The organism is Methylobacterium sp. J-076 (assembly GCF_022829405.1).
Lineage (GTDB): Bacteria > Pseudomonadota > Alphaproteobacteria > Rhizobiales > Beijerinckiaceae > Methylobacterium.
On sequence record NZ_JAKSXW010000118.1, the window covers coordinates 177,526 to 195,877 of the forward strand.

Annotated in this window: 16 protein-coding genes and 1 pseudogene; 8 read left to right on the forward strand and 9 right to left on the reverse strand. The window is 68.8% G+C overall.

What is annotated here, in order from left to right; genetic code table 11:
- Window positions 1-81 precede the first annotated feature (81 nt).
- Window positions 82-1,350 carry a bifunctional 2-C-methyl-D-erythritol 4-phosphate cytidylyltransferase/2-C-methyl-D-erythritol 2,4-cyclodiphosphate synthase gene (locus MKK53_RS12160; protein WP_243928955.1) on the forward strand — a complete coding sequence of 423 codons (1,269 nt, stop codon included), beginning with the start codon at window positions 82-84 and terminating at the stop codon, window positions 1,348-1,350.
- A 97-nt stretch (window positions 1,351-1,447) separates the two neighbouring features.
- On the opposite strand, the gene MKK53_RS12165 is transcribed toward MKK53_RS12160, so the two are convergent.
- A complete protein-coding gene (locus MKK53_RS12165) occupies window positions 1,448-1,837 on the reverse strand; it encodes an MAPEG family protein (protein ID WP_243928956.1) in 390 nt (129 codons plus the stop codon).
- Between the two features lie 96 nt (window positions 1,838-1,933).
- On the opposite strand from MKK53_RS12165, the gene MKK53_RS12170 reads away from it, so the two are divergent.
- Together MKK53_RS12170 and MKK53_RS12175 are read left to right on the forward strand one after the other, a co-directional pair.
- Window positions 1,934-2,434 (forward strand): CinA family protein, encoded by a 501-nt coding sequence (locus tag MKK53_RS12170; RefSeq protein WP_243928957.1) that lies wholly within the window; start codon window positions 1,934-1,936, stop codon window positions 2,432-2,434.
- A gap of 112 nt (window positions 2,435-2,546) precedes the next feature.
- Window positions 2,547-3,710, forward strand: a complete 1,164-nt coding sequence (locus MKK53_RS12175; protein WP_243928958.1) for a sensor domain-containing diguanylate cyclase — start codon at window positions 2,547-2,549, stop codon at window positions 3,708-3,710.
- A 4-nt stretch (window positions 3,711-3,714) separates the two neighbouring features.
- Here the strand turns inward: MKK53_RS12175 and MKK53_RS12180 are convergent, their stop codons facing one another.
- The 6 genes from MKK53_RS12180 to MKK53_RS12205 form a co-directional block, all read right to left on the reverse strand.
- Window positions 3,715-4,170, reverse strand: a complete 456-nt coding sequence (locus MKK53_RS12180) for a type II toxin-antitoxin system RatA family toxin (RefSeq protein WP_243928959.1) — start codon at window positions 4,168-4,170, stop codon at window positions 3,715-3,717.
- A 15-nt stretch (window positions 4,171-4,185) separates the two neighbouring features.
- Window positions 4,186-5,163 (reverse strand): lipoyl synthase, encoded by a 978-nt coding sequence (lipA, locus tag MKK53_RS12185; protein ID WP_243928960.1) that lies wholly within the window; start codon window positions 5,161-5,163, stop codon window positions 4,186-4,188.
- A gap of 311 nt (window positions 5,164-5,474) precedes the next feature.
- On the reverse strand, window positions 5,475-6,206 hold the full coding sequence (locus MKK53_RS12190) for an MIP/aquaporin family protein (protein ID WP_243928961.1): 732 nt from the start codon (window positions 6,204-6,206) through the stop codon (window positions 5,475-5,477).
- A 144-nt stretch (window positions 6,207-6,350) separates the two neighbouring features.
- On the reverse strand, window positions 6,351-7,856 hold the full coding sequence (gene glpK, locus MKK53_RS12195) for a glycerol kinase GlpK (protein WP_243928962.1): 1,506 nt from the start codon (window positions 7,854-7,856) through the stop codon (window positions 6,351-6,353).
- 86 nt (window positions 7,857-7,942) lie between these two features.
- On the reverse strand, window positions 7,943-9,475 hold the full coding sequence (gene glpD / locus MKK53_RS12200) for a glycerol-3-phosphate dehydrogenase (protein WP_243928963.1): 1,533 nt from the start codon (window positions 9,473-9,475) through the stop codon (window positions 7,943-7,945).
- A 75-nt stretch (window positions 9,476-9,550) separates the two neighbouring features.
- On the reverse strand, window positions 9,551-10,348 hold the full coding sequence (locus tag MKK53_RS12205; RefSeq protein ID WP_243928964.1) for a DeoR/GlpR family DNA-binding transcription regulator: 798 nt from the start codon (window positions 10,346-10,348) through the stop codon (window positions 9,551-9,553).
- Between the two features lie 388 nt (window positions 10,349-10,736).
- Here MKK53_RS12205 and MKK53_RS12210 point away from each other — a divergent pair, with 388 nt between their 5' ends.
- Window positions 10,737-12,419, forward strand: coding sequence for an AIPR family protein (locus MKK53_RS12210; protein WP_243928965.1), 1,683 nt, complete (start codon window positions 10,737-10,739; stop codon window positions 12,417-12,419).
- Window positions 12,420-12,599: 180 nt separating this feature from the next.
- Here the strand turns inward: MKK53_RS12210 and MKK53_RS12215 are convergent.
- Together MKK53_RS12215 and MKK53_RS12220 are read right to left on the reverse strand one after the other, a co-directional pair.
- Window positions 12,600-13,558, reverse strand: a pseudogene (locus MKK53_RS12215) (IS1595 family transposase).
- Window positions 13,559-13,658: 100 nt separating this feature from the next.
- Complete coding sequence (locus tag MKK53_RS12220; RefSeq protein WP_243928966.1) at window positions 13,659-13,910, reverse strand: hypothetical protein; 252 nt, start codon at window positions 13,908-13,910, stop codon at window positions 13,659-13,661.
- A gap of 183 nt (window positions 13,911-14,093) precedes the next feature.
- Between MKK53_RS12220 and MKK53_RS12225 the strand changes: the two genes are divergently transcribed.
- From MKK53_RS12225 to MKK53_RS12240, 4 genes are read left to right on the forward strand one after another with little or no spacing between them, the layout of a single operon-like run.
- Complete coding sequence (locus MKK53_RS12225) at window positions 14,094-14,594, forward strand: chemotaxis protein CheW (protein ID WP_243928967.1); 501 nt, start codon at window positions 14,094-14,096, stop codon at window positions 14,592-14,594.
- An 8-nt stretch (window positions 14,595-14,602) separates the two neighbouring features.
- Entirely contained in the window at window positions 14,603-16,111 is a 1,509-nt protein-coding gene (locus MKK53_RS12230) for a CheR family methyltransferase (RefSeq protein WP_243928968.1), read from the forward strand.
- Window positions 16,112-16,113: 2 nt separating this feature from the next.
- Window positions 16,114-16,650: a chemotaxis protein CheW gene (locus MKK53_RS12235; protein ID WP_243928969.1), complete on the forward strand. Its 537-nt coding sequence runs from the start codon at window positions 16,114-16,116 to the stop codon at window positions 16,648-16,650.
- A gap of 23 nt (window positions 16,651-16,673) precedes the next feature.
- A complete protein-coding gene (locus tag MKK53_RS12240; RefSeq protein WP_243928997.1) occupies window positions 16,674-18,347 on the forward strand; it encodes a methyl-accepting chemotaxis protein in 1,674 nt (557 codons plus the stop codon).
- Window positions 18,348-18,352: the final 5 nt, after the last annotated feature.

The following is an 18,352-nucleotide window of genomic DNA, read 5'->3' on the forward strand; positions in this document are numbered from 1 at the left end:
ACGACGGGCAGGTTTCACAGGTATGGCGCCGGCCGCGCGGCAGGCCTGCCGCCGCCGCCCCCAGCCGGAACGCCCGCTCCCATGTCCGCCGCCCCGTCGCCTGCCGCCCCTGCCGTGAGTGAGAGCGTCGCCGCCATCGTCGTGGCGGCCGGGCGCGGCATCCGCGTCGGCGGCGGGGTGCCCAAGCAGTACCGCCGGGTGGCGGGGCAGGCGGTGCTGACCCGGACGCTGGCGGCGCTGGGGTCGCACCCCGGCCTCGGCCTGATCCAGCCGGTCATCGCCGCCGACGCCGCCGATTTCTTCCGGCAATGCCTGGCCGACCTCGACCCCGCGATCCGCGCCAGGATCGCCGCCCCGGTCGAGGGCGGGGCCACCCGCCAGATGTCCGTGCGGGCGGGGCTGGAGGCGCTCACGGCCTCCGGCGCCCCGGGGATCGTGCTCGTCCACGATGCGGCCCGGCCGTTCATCCGGCCGGAGCTGATCGACCGGGCGATCCGGGCCGGGCGCGTCTACGGCGCCGCCGTGCCGGGGGTGCCGGTGACGGACACGGTCAAGCGCGTCGAGGAGATCGAGCCCGGCATCGGGCGTGTCACCGAGACCCCGCCGCGGGAGAGCCTGCGCGCGGTGCAGACGCCCCAGGCCTTCGCCTTCGCCCCCCTCCTCGCCGCCCACCGGGACGCCGCGGCCCAGGGCCTGCACGCCTTCACCGACGACGGGGCGCTGGCCGAATGGGCCGGGCTGCCGGTGGTGGTGTTCGCGGGGGACATCGAGAACCGCAAGATCACCCAGGCCTCGGACCTGATCGAGGCCGACCGGGCCTTCTCACCCGACTCCGCCGGAGCGCCAGCGATGACCCAGTATGTGACCCGCCTCGGCACGGGCTTCGACGTGCACGCCTTCACCGAGGGCGACCATGTGTGGCTCGGCGGCATCCGCATCCCGGCGGACCGGGGCGTGCTCGCCCATTCCGACGGGGATGTGGCCCTGCACGCCCTGACCGACGCCCTGCTCGGTGCCATCGCCGACGGCGACATCGGCACCCATTTCCCGCCCTCCGACGAGACGTGGCGCGGCGCCTCGTCCGACCAGTTCCTGGCCCATGCCTGCGGGCTGGTGCGGGCCCGGGGCGGCCGGATCGACCACCTCGACATCACCGTCCTGGCGGAGGCGCCCCGCATCGGCCAGCACCGGGAGGCGATCCGCGCCCGGATCGCGGAGATCGCGGGGGTGCCGCTCACCGCGGTCTCGATCAAGGCGACGACGACGGAGAAGCTCGGCTTCGTCGGCCGCGCCGAGGGGCTGGCCGCCCAGGCGGCCGCGACGGTGCGGCTGCCCGACGAGGCCGCCTGACCGGCTTCGCCGGCGGAAGTGCGGCGACCCCGGGGCCACGACACGGTCTCGGACGTTCCGCGGCCCCGGGTCGCTCCGCTCACGGTGACGGTGACGTTCAGACCAGCAGCAGCACCGCCGCCACGAGCACCGTGCCGAAGGTCAGCAGGATGCCGCCGCCCCGGCAGGCGAACTGACGCGGGGAGTTCGCGGGCGCGAACATGCCCACGGGGTGGAGGATGCGGCCGACCAGCAGGGCGATGAGGAGCGCCTGCACGGTGCCGTGCCCCGCGCCGCGCCCCTCGAGCAGGGCGATCAGGATCAGCGCGATCGGCACGTACTCGCCGAAATTCGCTTGGCTGCGGATGCGCTTCTGCAGGTCCGCATCGCCGCCGTCGCCGTGCAGGACGTTGCCGGAGAGGCGCCCCGCCATGACCCAGCCCGAAAGGCCGAGGTAGAACAGCGCGAGCAGCGCCGCGTAATAGGCCGTGGTGGCTGGAAAGATCATGGGCCCGTCGTCTCCTCGATTGAGCCGCCCCATCCGGTGGGGCTACAGTTCACGCCTCAGCGACATAGGGCGCTCGCGGCTCCGGAAAGTCCTTCGATGATCGACGATCCCGAACTCCTCGGCCGGGCCGAGGCCCTGGTCGCCGCCTACGCCGCCGCCGGGCGGACGCTCGCCACCGCGGAATCCTGCACCGGCGGGCTGGTGGCGGCGCTGCTCACCGCGGTGCCCGGGTCCTCCGCCGCCGTGGAGCGGGGCTACGTCACCTACTCGAACGCCGCCAAGGCCGAGGCGATCGGCGTCGATCCGGCCCTCATCGCGGCCCGCGGCGCGGTGAGCGAGCCCGTCGCCCGGGCCATGGCCGAGGGCGCCCGCGCCGCCTCCCGGGCCGACGTCGCCGTGGCCATCACCGGCATCGCCGGGCCCGGCGGCGGCAGCGCGGAGAAACCCGTGGGGCTCGTCCACCTCGCCGTCGCGGGGCCGGGCGGCACGCGGCACCTGGAGCGCCGCTACGGGGATCCCGGCCGGGCCGCCATCCGCAGGGCGGCCGTGGCCGACGCCCTCGGCCTCCTCGCCGAGGCGCTGGCCGCGGCCCCGTAGAGCGTCCGTCATCCGGCGGGCAGTTCTTCACGATGGCAAGTATGCGAATGATTTCGTAACGAATTCTTCCATCATTCTGCCCATACTGCCACCGGATCTATCCTTGGCTCCGATGCAGATCGATCTCCATACTCTCTACTTCCTCACCGTCGGCACGCTGGTCGTCGCCGCAGCGATGCTGCTGTGGGAGCGCTCGGCCAACCCGTTCCGCGCCCGGGAGCTCGGCCTCTGGGCCGGGGGCGCCGGCCTGTTCGTCGGGGGCTGCCTCGCGGCGATGAACCGCACGAGCTTCCCGGGTATCCTCGGCCCGGCGGCGGCCAACCTGTCGTTCGTCGCCGGCTACCTGCTCTGGCTGCACGGCGCCCGCCTGCTCGACGGGCCGGCCGGCGGTGCGCGCTGGTATGCCGCCGCCCTCGGCGGTCTCGCCTTGCTCTGGGCCCTGGCCGGAACCCATTTCCCGCAGGCGATCTGGAACCACGTCGCCTCCCTGCCGGTGGCGGTGGCCACCGGCCTGACCGCCCTGGCGATCCTGCGCTGCCGGGCGATGCGGGGCCTGCGCTCCCGGCCCCTGGCGGTGGCGATCCCGCTCGGGCACGCCGGGTTCTACCTCGCCCGCGCCGTCGTCGTGCCGCCGCTCGCCGCCGCCTATGGCGCGGACGTCGTGTCGGCCGTGGCCAAGGCGACCATGTACGAGGCGGTGCTCTATTCGGTGGCGATGCCGATGGCCTTCGTGGCCCTGATCCGCGAGGAGGCGCAGGACCGCCTCCGCGACGCGGCGCGGACGGACTACCTCACCGGCCTGTCGAACCGTCACGGCTTCTTCGAGCAGGGGGACCGGATGCTCGCCGAGCGCGCGGCAGATGCGCCGGTCTCGCTCCTGGCCTTCGACCTCGACCACTTCAAGACGATCAACGACCGCTACGGCCACGCGGCGGGCGATGCGGTGATCCGCCTGTTCGCCATCGTGGCCCGGGAGCTGACCCGCGATGCCGACGACCCGGAGGCGATCGTCGCCCGGCTCGGCGGCGAGGAATTCGCCGCGCTCCTGCCCGGACGCGGCCTCGCGGAGGCCCGGCGGATCGGCGAGGAGGTGGCCCTGCGCTTCGCGGAGGCCTCGACCCAGGGCATCCGGGCGACGGTGAGCATCGGGCTCGCGGAGGCGAGGCCCGGGCGCGGCGACCTCGTCCAGCTCCTCGACCACGCGGACCGCGCCCTCTACCGGGCCAAGGCCCTCGGGCGGAACCGGATCGAGGTGGCGGGGCCGGCGGCGGCGTGAGCCCTCAGGCGACCCCGTAGATCCGCGCGGCCCGGCTCTCGAAGGCGTCGGTGAACTTGCGGAAGGCCCGGTCGAACATCGTGCCCATGAGCAGGCCGAGGGTGCGGCTCTTGAACTCGTAGGTGATGAAGAAGTCGACGTCGCAGGTGCCGGGCTCGGCGTCCTTGAACAGCCACCGGTTCTCGAGGTGCCGGAACGGCCCGTCGATATACTCGGCCACGATCTTGTGGCCCGCGGGCTCGAGGCTGACGCGGGTGGTGAAGCGCTCGCGGATCGCCTTGTAGCCGACCCCCATCTCCGCGATCAGCACCTGGCCGCCCTCGGGCATGTCCTGTCGGCGGATCACCCGCAGGGATTCGCAGAGCGGCAGGAACTCTGGATATTGTTCGATGTCGGCGACGAGGTCGTACATCTGCTGGGCAGTGTGCCGCACCCGGCGCGTGACCCGGAAGGAGGGCATTCCGAACGGACTTTCTCAGGCCGAGAGCGCGGGGGAGAGCTTGGCGAGCCGGGCCGCCTGCAGCTTGGCGAAATCCTCGCCGGCATGGTGCGACGAGCGGGTCAGCGGCGTGGCCGAGACCAGCAGGAAGCCCTTCGCGTAGGCGGTGGTCTCGTAGCCCTTGAACTCGTCCGGCGGGACGAAGCGCATCACCGCGTGGTGCTTCTTCGAGGGCTGGAGGTACTGGCCGATGGTGAGGAAGTCGACATCGGCCGAGCGCAGGTCGTCCATCAGCTGGAGCACCTCGTTCCGCTCCTCCCCGAGGCCGACCATGATGCCGGACTTGGTGAAGATCGCCGGGTCCAGCTCCTTCACCCGCTGCAGCAGGCGCACCGAGTGGAAGTAGCGGGCGCCGGGGCGCACGGTGAGGTACTTGGCGGGGACGGTTTCGAGGTTGTGGTTGAACACGTCGGGCCGGGCCGCCACCACGGTCTCCAGGGCGCCGTCCTTGCGTAGGAAATCGGGGGTGAGGATCTCGACGGTGGTGCCGGGGCTCGCCCTGCGGATCGCCGCGATGGTGCGGGCGAAATGCTCCGCGCCGCCATCCTTCAGGTCGTCCCGGTCCACGGAGGTGATGACGACGTGGTGCAGGCCGAGCTTGGCGACCGAATCGCCGATCTTCTCCGGCTCGGCGACGTCCAGGCCCTCGGGCAGGCCGGTGCGCACGTTGCAGAAGGCGCAGGCCCGGGTGCAGGTGTCGCCCATGATCATGAAGGTGGCGTGGCGCTTCTCCCAGCACTCGCCGATGTTGGGGCAGCCCGCCTCCTCGCAGACGGTGACGAGGCCGTGCTCACGCACGATCGCCCGCGTCTCGCCCCAGGCCTTGGAGCCCGGCGCCTTCACGCGGATCCAGTCGGGCTTCTTCAGCGCCACCTGCTGGTCGGGCCGGTGGGCCTTCTCGGGGTGGCGCGGCGGCCGCGGATCGTTCTTGAGGATGTCGAGGACGACGGCCATGCTGAACCGGATCGCGCCGGGGCGCGGTTATCGAGGGGATGAGGCTGACTTAGGGCCTTTGAGCCTCTGCCGCAAACGGGCGCGACGCTGGGGCGCGACCTTATGCGGGCGATGTCACGGCGGGGGGCGCTATCATGACGCCAACGCCGTCATGGCGAGCGGAGCGAAGCCATCCGGCAGCGCCACGTCTTGAAGCGGTCCGCTGCCCTGGGTTGCTTCGCTCCGCTCGCCATGACGTCGAGGGTGTCAGGGGGGCGGGCGTGACGACGTCGAGGGCGTCAGCGCGGGGTGGGACGCGCTGACGCCTCGCGTCACATCCCCAGCGCCCTCACGAACAGCCCCGCCAGGATCGCGCCCAGGACCGGGCCGGCGACGGGGATGAGCGCGTAGCCCCAATCCGAGCCGCCCTTGCCGGCGATGGGGAGCACCGCGTGGGCGAGACGCGGGCCGAGGTCGCGGGCGGGGTTGATGGCGTAGCCGGTGGTGCCGCCGAGCGACAGGCCGATGCCCCAGACCAGCATCGCCACGAGGTAGGGCGCCACGCCCCGCGGGAAGCCGCCGGAGGTGCCCACCGTGCTCGTCACCAGGGCGGCGATGGTGACGACGAGGAGGAAGGTCGCCACCACCTCCGAGATCATGTTCGCCGGGGCGTTGCGGATCGCCGGGCCGGTGCAGAACACCGCGAGCTTGAGGTCGGTCTCCGGCGTCGCGGCCCAGTGCGGCAGGTAGTGCAGCCACACCAGCGCCGCCCCGAGGAAGGCGCCCAGGAACTGCGCCGGCAGGTACACGCTAAGCTTCGAGAAGTCGCCCGTGTGGAAGGCGGCGCCGATCGTCACCGCCGGGTTGATGTGGGCGTCGGCGCTGCCGGCGGCGTTGGCCACGAACACCCCCGCCAGGGTCGCGAAGGCCCAGCCGGCGGTGATGGCGATCCAGCCCATCCCCTCGCCCTTGGAGCGCTTCAGCAACGCCCCCGCCACCACCCCGTCGCCGAGCACGATGAGCGTCATCGTGCCCAGCATCTCACCCAGGAACGGCGATGCCATGACGTGTTCTCCCTCACGGTGTTGTTTCTCTCGCCGTCATCGCGAGCGTAGCGAGGCGACACAGGTGCGGCGGGCCGTTTCAGGACGTCGCGCGTCCCTGGATTGCTTCGCGCTGCTCGCAATGACGGGAGCGTGGAATGACGATCAGTCCTCGTCGGCCTTCCAGTCGAAGGAGCGCTCCACGGCGCGGCTCCACATGGCGGCGGTGGTCTCCCGGCGGGTGGCGTCCATCTGCGGCGTCCAGCGCTTGTCGACGCCCCAGTTGCCCTTGAGGTCGTCGAGGCCCTTCCAGTAGCCCACCGCGAGGCCGGCGACGTAGGCGGCGCCGAGCGCCGTGGTCTCGGAGACCTTCGGGCGGACGACGGGCACGTCGAGGATGTCGGCCTGGAACTGCATCAGCGTGCCGTTGGCGACCATGCCGCCGTCGGCGCGCAGCTCCTTCACGGGGATGCCGGAATCCTTCTCCATCGCGGCCAGCACCTCGCGGGTCTGGAAGGCGGTGGCCTCCAGCACCGAGCGGGCGATGTGGCCGCGGTTGGCGTAGCGGGTGAGGCCGATGATCAGGCCCCGCGCCCCCTCGTTCCAGTGCGGGGCGTAGAGGCCGGAGAAGGCCGGCACGAAGTAGACGCCGCCATTGTCCTCGACGGTGGCGGCGAGGCTCTCGACCTCGGCCGAATCCTTGATCATGTGCAGGTTGTCGCGCAGCCACTGCACCAGGGCGCCGGTGATGGCGATGGAGCCCTCCAGCGCGTAGACCGGCTTCTGCCCGTCGAGGCGGTAGCCCAGGGTGGTGACGAGGCCCGCCTTCGAGGGCACCGCCTCCTCGCCGGTGTTCATCAGGGCGAAGCAGCCGGTGCCGTAGGTGTTCTTGGCCTCGCCGGGGGTGAAGCAGGTCTGCCCGAACAGGGCCGCCTGCTGGTCGCCGAGGATGCCGGCGATGGGCACGCCCGCGAAATCCCCCGTCGCCTCGCCGTAGACCTCGCTGGAGGACACGATCCTCGGCAGCATCGCCCGGGGAATGGCGAATTCCCGGAGCATCCCCTCGTCCCAGTCGAGGGTCTTCAGGGACATCAGCTGCGTGCGGCTGGCATTGGTGACGTCGGTGGCGTGCAGGCCGCCCTCCGGGCCGCCGGTCAGGTTCCAGAGGAGCCACGTGTCGATGTTGCCGAACAGCACGTCGCCGGCTTCCGCCTTCTCGCGGGCGCCGTCCACATGGTCGAGGAGCCAGCGCAGCTTCAGGCCAGAGAAGTAGCTGGCGAGGGGCAGGCCGGTGAGGTCGCGGAACCGGTCCCGGCCGCCGGCATGGGCGAATTCGGAGACGAGGCGGTCGTTGCGGGTGTCCTGCCAGACCAGGGCGTTGTGGAGCGGGCGGCCCGTCGCCCGGTCCCAGATCACCGTCGTCTCGCGCTGGTTGGTGATGCCGATGGCCGCGAGGTCCTTCGGCGTCAGGCCGCCCTTCTCGAGGGCCTGGCGCATGACCTTCCGCGTCTTCGCCCAGATCTCGGCGGCGTCGTGCTCCACGTGGCCCGGCGCCGGATAGATCTGCGCGTGTTCCTCCTGGGACACGGTGATCACCGTGCCCTCGCGGTCGAACACCATGAAGCGGGTGCTGGTGGTGCCCTGGTCGATGGCCCCGACGTAACGGCTCATCGTCTCCTCCTCGGTGGTTGCCCGTCCGGTCTCAGGCCGGTTCGGGGGCGCTTGTCCCCTCCCCCCGTGGGGAGGGGAGGAAATCATCACGCCGCCTCGGCCCGGCGGGCGAGGTAGGCCGTCAGCCGCGCCGCGCTCTCCGGGCCGGTGCGCAGGCCGAGCTTGGAGCGGCGCCAGAGGATGTCCTCGGCGCTCACCGCCCACTCGTCGCGGCGCAGGTAGTCGACCTCCGCGGCGGTGAGGCCGCCGTCGAAGGCCTCGCCCAGGTCGGCGAGGGAGGTCGCGCCGCCCAGCACCGCATCGACCCGCGTGCCGTAGGCCCGGGCGAGGCGGCGGGCCAACTCGTCCGGGAGGAACGGCTTGCGGGCCTTCAGGCCGGCGAGGAAGCTGTCGAAATCCGATTTCGGCATGTCGCCGCCGGGCAGGATCCCCTCCCCCGTCCAGGCGGGCTTGAGCCCGGGGAAATAGCCGGCGAGCTTCTCCAGGGCGTGCTCGGCCAGCCGCCGGTAGGTGGTGATCTTGCCGCCGAACACCGAGAGCACCGGCAGGCGCCCGCCCGCATCCTCCACGTCGAGGACGTAGTCGCGCGTGACGGCCGAGGCGTTCGCCGCCGCGTCGTCGTAGAGCGGGCGCACCCCGGAATAGCTCCACACCACGTCCGCCGGGCCGATGCGCCGGGCGAAGGAGCGGTTGATGCAGCCGCAGAGGTAGTCGGTCTCCTCCGGGGAGATCGAGACCGGGCCGGGCTCCCCGTCGTAGGGCACGTCGGTGGTGCCGATGAGGGTGAAGTCGCGCTCGTAGGGGATCGCGAAGACGATGCGCTTGTCGGGCTGCTGCAGGATGTAGGCCTGGTCGCCCTCGAACAGCTTGCGCACCACGATGTGGCTGCCCTTGATCAGCCGCACCGCCGCCCGGGCGTTGATCCCGAGGGTGCCCCCCAGCGTCTCGCTCACCCAGGGGCCGGCGGCGTTGACGATCGCCCGCGCGCGGACGATCCGCTCGGTGCCGGTGCCCTCGTCGCGCAGGTGCGCCACCCAGGTCTCGCCCTCCCGCCGGGCGGAGACGACGCCGGTGCGGGTCAGCACCTCGGCGCCGCGGGCGCGGGCGTCCATGGCGTTGAGGACGACGAGGCGGCTGTCCTCGACCCAGCAATCCGAATAGACGAAGCCCTTCGTCAGCCGGTCCTGCAGCGGGCCGCCCATCGCCGAGCTGCGCAGATCGACCGATTCCGAACCCGGCAGGGTTCGCAACCGCGCCAGGTGATCGTAGAGGAACAGCCCCAGCCGCAGCAGCCAGGCCGGGCGCAGGCCCTCGTCGTGCGGCAGCACGAAGCGCAGGGGCCAGATGACGTGCGGGGCGAGGCGCAGCAGGCGCTCCCGCTCGGCCAGCGCCTCGCGGACGAGGCGGAACTCGTAATATTCGAGGTAGCGCAGGCCGCCGTGGATCAGCTTCGTCGAGGACGAGGAGGTGAAGCCGGCCAGATCGCCCCGCTCCGCGAGCAGGACCGAGAGGCCGCGCCCGGCCGCGTCCCGGGCGATCCCGGTGCCGTTGATGCCGCCGCCGACGACGAGCAGGTCGATCGCCTCGGACGGCGCGCGCGAGGGCGAGATGCTCGCCATGGTGTCCTCCCGCATTTTTCCGTTGCGGGGAGTGTAGCCGGGCTTTTCGTTTTCGCAAGCGAAAATCAGCGTTCGCTATGCGTCATTCCCCGGCTCGGCGACGGCGAGGGCGACGCCCTCCCTCTCGAGCAGGGCCACGATGCCCGGCGGGGGCGGCGCATCGGTGAAGAAGGTGTCGATCTGCGAGAGGTGGCCCGCCTGCACCATCGGCCGGCGGGTGAACTTGGTGTGGTCGGCCACGAGGAAGGTGCGCTTGGCGTGGGCCAGGATCGCCTGCGTCGCCCGCACCTCCTCGAAATCGTAGTCGAGGAGCGCCCCGTCCGCATCGATGCCGCTGATGCCGATCACCGCCACGTCCACCCGGAACTGGCCGAGCGTGTCGCAGGTGAGCTGCCCGAGGACGGCCCCGTCGCGGTTGCGCACGGTGCCCCCCGCCACGACGATGCGGAACGCGGTGGCGTCGGCCAGCGACAGGGCGACGTGCAGGTTGTTGGTGATGACGCTGAGGTCGTCGTGCCGGGTCAGCTCCCGGGCCACCGCCTCCGGCGTGGTGCCGATGTTGATGAAGACCGAGCAGTGGGACGGGATGCGGCTCGCCGCCAGCCGGCCGATGCGGGTCTTCTCCGCCAGCAGGGTCACCCGCCTGTCGGCGTAGTCGATGTTCTCGACGCTGGAGGGCAGGCCGCCGCCGCCCCGGTAGCGCTCCAGGCGGCCCCCGGCGCTGAGTTCGTTGAGGTCCCGGCGGATCGTCTGGACCGTGACCCCGAACTGCCCGGCCAGCGCCTCGATGGTCATGAAGCCGCGCTGGCGCACCGCTGCGACGATGGCGTCCCGCCGGGCCTCGACCCCGCCGGCCTCGGCCCGCTGCTCCATCTGCCTCGACCTCCCTCACCCTGCGTTTTCGTTTCGCAACATCGGTTCCACGCCGATGATCCTGCGCCGAACACGCCGGGCGGGCAACCTCGCCCCCGCCGCCATCGCAGTTCTCCCGCCCTCGACCCGGGCGGGGACGATGAGGGGGGCATCGCGGGCGGCCCGGATGGATCGCCGCCGCCTTCGTGCGCGGTGAAGCGATCCCGAGGGTCCGCCGCGGTCGGGGGCGGGATAAAGACGGCGATTATGCACTTACCATAGCAGGTGGCCGCTATTATGCGAGGGCGATTTGGCGTGGGCATCCCGCCACTACCAGGTCCCAACTTGCTGCCTCCGTTATCCCTATGACAGGATGGGCGCTCATCCACGCAGAAGGGCAGGTGCGGACATGGCCGTCAATGTGGACTATCCTGACATCCTTCAAAATTTCCCCGAGTATTTGTCTGCAAAGCGCTCGGAAAGCGCATCGTTCCTGATTTGGTATCTAGAGCAGTATTATCGCCTTGAAAGTACGGAAGCAGTCGATTCTGTATGCGACCAAGGAGGTGACAAAGGAGTAGACGGGATATTTATCAACGATATGAATCGCACAATAACGGTTTTTCAATCGAAATTATCTCAGCGTGCTAATTCGACAGTTGGAGATGCTCAATTACGAAATTTTCTTGGTACTTTGGAGCAGTTTAAGTCGGCTGAGACCATAGAGCATCTTTTATCGACGGCGGGGGACGCTCAAGTTGCAAATCTCATTCGTCATTCTGGTTTAATTGAGAAAATCAGTTCTTATGATCTACGGGGTGAATATATTGTAAATATTGATCTTGATCAGAACGGAAGCGATTTTCTGAAGCAGTATCGGAATATTATTACATTTATCGGTAAGAAGGAGCTTGTTGCGAAATTTCTTTCAAACGAGCGAGATTTACCGATCCAGAAAATAGTATCATTTGATGTTTTGGGGGTAAGTTACGCTGAACATATTATCGACAGTGACACAAAAGCAGTAATAGCTCCAATTAAAGCCCGGGAACTGATAGCTCTCGACGGAATTGAAGATCAGTCCTTGTTTACTTACAATGTCAGAGGTCCGCTTGAAAGGACGCACGTCAACAAAGATCTAGCAAACAGTATTCGTGATAAGAGTACTCATAAGCATTTCCCGTTATTTCATAACGGGATCACGGTGATCGCAAACCACCTGGCCGTGTTTGCGGACCGCATTGAGATTGGCGGCTACTTCGTTGTGAACGGTTGCCAAAGTATTACAACACTATTTGGGAATAAGCACGCTATTACAGAAGATTTGAAGCTGCTCACAAAATTTATCAAGATGGATCCTACTTCGCTTCAAGCCAAGCAGATTACCGATTATTCTAATAATCAAAACAGCGTACGCGCGCGTGATTTTAAATCGAACGATGCTATACAGATCCGTCTTCGAAAAGAGTTTGAGCAGATTTATAAGGACCGCTACTGCTTTGAGATTAAGCGTGGTGAAACGTCCGCTACGGGAGAAGTGATCTCTAACGAGGAAGCAGGCCTATATATGATGGCTTTTGATTTGAAAGAGCCCTGGGGGACGTATCGTAAGTACGAAGTGTTTGAGGATAAGCACGGCGACGTTTTCGGGAAGCCGTATGTAACTGCTGATAAAATTGTTATGCTAAGGATAATATATAATGTAATCTGCGACCATCTCGGAAGTATTAAAGAAGAACTTCTAGCGAAATATATGCTCACGAGGTATATGCTAATGTACATATTGCGAGAAATGCTGTCTGAGGATGAAATGTTCCAAGATATTATACTGCATCCAGAGGACTGGGTGAGAGACGAGGGAACGGCAGATATGTTCGCTGACACCATCTCGCTTTTTATAGGAGATATAATCATTGACATCAATGAGGAAAGCAAAGATTTTGAAGAAGACTTTGACTATAGACGCAAAGTTAAGAACGCTGATTGGGTAAGAGATCTAACAAAGACAATACAAAAGGGATATCAGAAGAACGTGAAGAGAGGAAAATCCGCTACATTTGCGGCGGAGTGGGGTAATCATGCCCGAGTATGAACTTAAGCTTCCCGAGCATGCGGATATTGCTCGGCGCCGTGACGAGGCCATACGGCGCGCGCTAAACACGCCGCCCGCTCCGACCAAGTCGATAAAGGGCAAGTCGCGTCGGCCAAGAGGGCGCCCGGCTAAAACCGCGTCCTCTCAATCGGATCAACAAGAAGCCTAAGCTTGTTAAGCTCACGCTCCAAGCGGTTGCGGCGAACCAGGTTGTTTGTATGTCAGCCGCCTCCCGACCGCGCCCTGGATCGCGCAAGTCACCCGCTCGGTATCGTTCACGCCGAGCTTCAGACGGTTGTTGTACCGGAAGTCGAACTCGGCCACGTAGCGGTACAGGTGCTGTTTGCCTCAGTGCTGATAGACGCCCTTCATGCCGAGCTTGAAGATTGAAAAGGCACCCTGAATCGTGTTTGTGTGGATCGTGCGGTCCACGAGGTCCACGTACTCGCCCTGGCGAGTGAAACCGTGGGCGGCGAAGTGGGCGGACAGCTTGCATACTGACCGGCCTCGTCCGTCATCACGCGAGCCTCGGCGGCGATGTTCTCCGTGAGAATGGGAACGAGCGTCTCGGCGGACAAATCGTCCACGACCGTAGATCGCTCCTGGCGGGTGTCGCGATCCACGAGGCTCAGCCCTTTGTGCTTGTGCGCGTAGCCACGGCGCTTCTTCTCGCCGTGAGGCTTCTTCGTGCGGTCGCTGCCGATGAAAGTCTTATCGACTTCCACGACACCGTCAGCGCCGCCCCTGCGGGCCAGCGCGCCTTCGCTCGGACGCATTGCCTCGCACATACGGTGCGCCATGAACGAAGCCGCGCGGTAAGAGCCCAAGCCAAGCGTCCGCTTGAGCTGGTTGGCGCTCACGCCCTTCTTGCTCGCGGCCATCAGGTGAAAGCCCAAGGTCCACTTAATTAACGGAACGCGGCTCGACTCCATCACAGAACCGACCGTGACCGTGAAGGGCTCTCGGCAAGCATTGCACTGGTACATGCCAGCACGATGGGACTTACCCGTAAGCAAAGTCGCCTGATCGACAACGCAACACTTCGGGCACAAGGGGCCGTTCGGCCAATGGATAGCCTCAAAGTGCTTCCGGGTCGCGTCCTCGTTACTGAAAATCGGGTCGCTCAGATCAATGGTCATGGCAGTGCTCGTCTCTGCCATTCTTATCACACGGCCACGCTGCTATGGCAGGTGCATAATCACCTAAAAAAAGGCCCGCCGGAGGGGCGGGCCTTCTGGCTCACATGCCGCGCTGCATGTGGCGGTGATGCATCTTCCGGTGATGCATGCGCTTGTGCATCGAGCGCTTGCGCATCATCGGCCGGGCGGCCGGAGCGGGGGCTTCCATCTCGGCACCCTGAGCAGCGCGCTCCATGCCGCCGCGGGGGCCACCGGCCTGCGCACCGGACGTGTTGTAGGGCGAGCCGCCCTGGGCGAAGGCCGAGCCGGCGATCAGCGTGAGCGCCGCGGCGCCGAGCAGAATGCTCCTCATGTCGATAGTCCCTTCATGCGTAAGTGAGCGGCGTCTGCGGAAACCGCGTCGTCGCGTCCTCGCCCAAGTCCCGGGACAGGACTTGGTTCCGCGGTTAAGACTCGGCGGGCGGCAATTGCTGATTGCGGTGGTCCGATGGGCTAGAAGGCCGCGGACGGGGTCCGAAGGGCCGGGGAGGACAGCGTGGCGGGCGACCCGAGGGCCTATCTCATCCTGGACGTCGCGGGCACGGCCTGCGCGCTCCCGCGCGAGGCCGTCGCGGAGGTGCTGCCCCTGCCGGAGCTGCAGCGGGCGCCGGCCTCGGGGGGCTGGCTCGCCGGCTTCGTCAACCTCGCGGGGCGGCCCGTGCCGGTCCTCGACCTCGCGCCGTTCCTCGGCCTGCGGCAGGGCGCGGCGGAGGTGGGACTCTATGCCCACCTCGTCCTCGCCCGCGACCTCTCCCTCGCGTGGCTCGTGGACCGGGCGAGCGACCTCGTGAACGTGCCCGCCGCCGCCCACCGGCCCGCCGACCCGGCAGCGAGCCTCAACGGCTGCGTGGCGGCGGGGCTGCTGCTGGGCGACCGGCTGGTCCCGGCCCTCGACCCCGCACGCCTGCTCACGCAGGCCGAGCGGGCCCGCATCGAGGGGCAGGCCCGGGAGGCGGCCGCGCGGCTCGCCGCCCTGCCCGATCCCCCTCCGGCCTGAGCCCCGGGATGCGTCCACCGGGCAAGCCCAAACCCGACCCCAACGCCGATCCCGCCTATCCCGGGCTGAAGGCGCGCATCGTCGCGCGCACCGGCCACGCCTACTATGCGGACAAGGACGACCTCCTCGTCGATCGCCTGTACCGCCGCCTCCGGGAGACCGGAACGCCCGACTTCGCCGCCTACCTCGCCCTCCTTTCCGACGCCGCGGCGGGCGAGGCGGAATGGGCCCGGCTGGAGGCGGAGATCACCATCGGCGAGACCTTCTTCTTCCGCTACAGCGAGCAGTTCGCGGCCCTGCGCACGACGATCCTGCCGGATCTCGTCGCCTCCCGGCGGGCCGAGCGGCGTTTGCGGATCTGGAGCGCGGGCTGCTCGACGGGGGCCGAGCCGTATTCCCTGGCGATCCTCGTGCGGGAGATCCTGGGCGAGGCCCTGCCCGATTGGCGGGTGGCGATCCTCGGCACCGACATCAGCGCCGAGGCCATCGCCACCGCGAGGGCGGCGGAATACGGGCGCTGGGCCCTGCGGACGATGCCGCCCGAGGAGCGCCTGCGCTACTTCACCCACCTGCCGCCGAAGCCCGGCCTGCGCCGGGAGGGCGGGTTCAACCTCCGTCCGGAATATCGCGGGATGGTCCGCTTCGCGCAGGGCAACCTGCTGAAGGTGGCGGAGCCCGCCGGGCCGGAGGAGGGCTACGACCTCATCCTGTGCCGCAACGTGCTGATCTACTTCGATGCGGCGACGGTGACCCGGGTGGTCCACGGCCTGGGGCGGCGCCTGCGGCCGGAGGGGTGGCTGCTCCTCGGCCATGCCGAGCCGAACCCGACCTTCTCCGCCTTCCTCGACCCCGTGAGCCTGCCCGGCACCGTCGCCTACCGGCCCGGCGGGACAAATCCGGCCGACAGGGCCCCGCAGCCCCGCCCGCCCCAGCCGCCGCCCGATCCCGAGGTGCCGGCGCCCGGCGTCCCCTGCGAAGGAGGCCTCCGGGACGCGCCGCGTCCCCGGGAGCCCGCCTTCGCGGCCGACGTCGCCGTGCCTCAGGATGGGGAGGGGGAGCGGACCCGGCTTCCGGCGCCTCCCTCCGATGCCGCCCCGGCCCCCGAAGACCCCGCATCCCTCGTCCGCACCCTGGCCGATGCGGGGGAGACCGGCGCCGCGTGGCGGGCGGTGCGCGCGGCGCTGGAGCGGGAGCCCATGAATCCGCGCCTGCGGTTCTACGAAGGGCTCGTCGCCGCGAGCCTGGGCCGAGAGGTGGAGGCGGAGCGGGCGCTCCGGGCCACGCTCTACCTCGATCGGGGGTTCGTCATGGCCCACTACCACCTCGGCTTGCTGCTCCTGGGCCAGGGGCGGAGGGTCGAGGCGGCGAGGGCCCTCGACAATGCCCTCGCCCTGAGCCAAGCCCTTCCCCCGGATGCGCGGCTGCCCGAGGGCGACGGTGCCCTGGCCGCCGAGGTCGCCGCGGGCGTGGCCGCGGCGCTCGGCCGGGACGGGGGAACGATGGGGGGGCGGGCCTGACCATGCGCGACGCGACCCAGCCCGCCGCCCTCCGCGACGATGCCCGGGACCGGGAGATCCGTGCCGCCCGCACCCTCGCCCTGGCCCGCCGGACGGATGCCGCCGCCGGGCCGGCGCGGCCGACCTACCCCTACCTCGTCTGCACCTGCGGCGGTGAGCGCATCGGCCTGCCGCTCCCCGCCGTGGCGCAGGTGCTGCCGGGGCGGCCCTGCACACCCGTGCCCGGCGCCGCCGCCGCCGTGTCCGGCATCGTCGCCCTGTCGGGGCGGATCGTCCCCGTGATCGGCCTCGCCCGAGCCCTCGGGCGGCCGGAGGGCGCGGGGGCCGGGGAACACCTCGTGCTGCTGCGCGGCGAGCCGCCGGTGGCGCTGTGCGTCGAGCGGGCGCTGACCATCGTGCGCTCCGTCCAGGCGCCCGCCGCGGCGGAGGCCGCCCCCCTGGGAAACGGCTCCGCTTCGGACTATGTCCCCGGCGCCGACGGCAGCCCGGACTTCACCATCATCGATCCGGCGCAGGTGCTGCGGCGGGTGATGCCCTGACTCATGACATCCGGAGCCCGGCCCTGAGCATCTCGATCGGACGACGCATCCTCCTCGGCTTCTTCGCCGTCACGGCGGTGCTTGTGGCGCTCGGCATCTATGCCATCGGACAGGTCGGCGCCGTGCGCGAGACCACCGACCGGATCGTCGCCCGGGACCTGATGATGATGCGCCAGCTCGACGAGCTGGGGAACGAGACCCGCGACCTCGGCGTCCAGCGGCGCAACGCGGTGATCCAGGCCCTCACCAAGGCCCTCGGCCACAGCACCCGCGAGACCGACTTCCTCGCCCCCTGGCGCAGGACCGCGCAGAACGCGGACAAGCTGTTTGCCGACCTGCTGCGGGAGGCCGACGGCTTTCGCAGCGTGGCGATCTCGGCGGAGCGGGCCTCCACCTACGAGCGCCTGCACGCGAGCCTGAACCAGGCCCTCGACATCTACCGCCCCTACCGTGCGGCGAGCGAGGCGCAGATGGTCATGGCCGCCGCGGGCGACATTAAGGGCATCGAGGACCGCAACGACGAGATCGGCCGGCAATACTCCGCGACGACCGGCGCGGTGGAGCGGGCCCGCGCCGCCCTGGACGAGAGCGTCGCCGTGGGCCAGCGGGCGGCGGCCGACATCTACGACCGGTCGTGGCAGTCGATCCTGTTCACGCTGATCGCCGCCGTGCTGCTCGCCTTCCTCGTCACCTTCCTCGTCACCCGCGCCGTGGTCCGCCCGCTGAACGTCGTGATGAGCTTCGTGGCGAAGGTCGGCGACGGCGACCTGACCGGGCGCCTCAACCCCGCCGGGCAGGACGAGATCGCCCGCCTCGGCCGCACCCTCGACGGGATGGTCGAGAGCCTGTCGGATCTCGCCCGCACCAACCGGGCGGCCACCACCGACCTCAACGCGGCGGCGGCCGAGATCCGCGCCTCGGCGCAGCAACAGGCGGCGTCGGTGGAGGAGCAGTTCGCGGCGGTGCAGGAGACGGCGGCCACCGTCGATGAGATCACCCATTCCGGCGCGCAGATCTCGAAACGGGCGAGCGAGGTGATCGCCACCGCCCAGGCCACCGCCAAGACCTCGCGGCAGGGCCTGCGGGCGGTCTCGGACACGGCGCAGGCCATGGACGCGATCCGCGAGCAGGCGGAGGCGGTGGCCGGCAACATCGTCAGCGTCTCGGAGAAGACCCAGGCGATCGGCGAGATCATCGAGAGCGTCAACGACATCTCGGAGCGCACGCACCTGCTGGCCCTGAACGCCGCCATCGAGGCCGCGGCGGCGGGCGAGAGCGGGCGCAGCTTCGCCGTGGTCGCCTCCGAGATGAAGCTGCTGGCCGACCAGGCCAAGGCGGCGACGGGGCAGGTGCGGGCGATCCTCGGGGAGATCCAGCGCGGCATCAACACCTCGGTGATGCTCACCGAGGAGGCGGTGAAGCGCTCCGCCGTGGGCAAGACCCGCTCCGACACCACCCAGCGCACCATCGAGGAGATCACCGCCCGGTTCGAGGAGAACGTGCAGACGTTCCAGCAGATCGTCGCCTCCACCAACCAGCAGCAGCTCGGCATCGAGCAGGTGATGGGCGCGCTCCAGAACATCCGGCAGGCCAGCCAGCAGACGGCGGCCGGGACCCGGCAGGTGGAGACCGCCTCCGCCAACATGACCGAGCTCGCCCAGGCCTTGATGGCCCTGGCGGAACGCTACCGCACCTGAGCCGC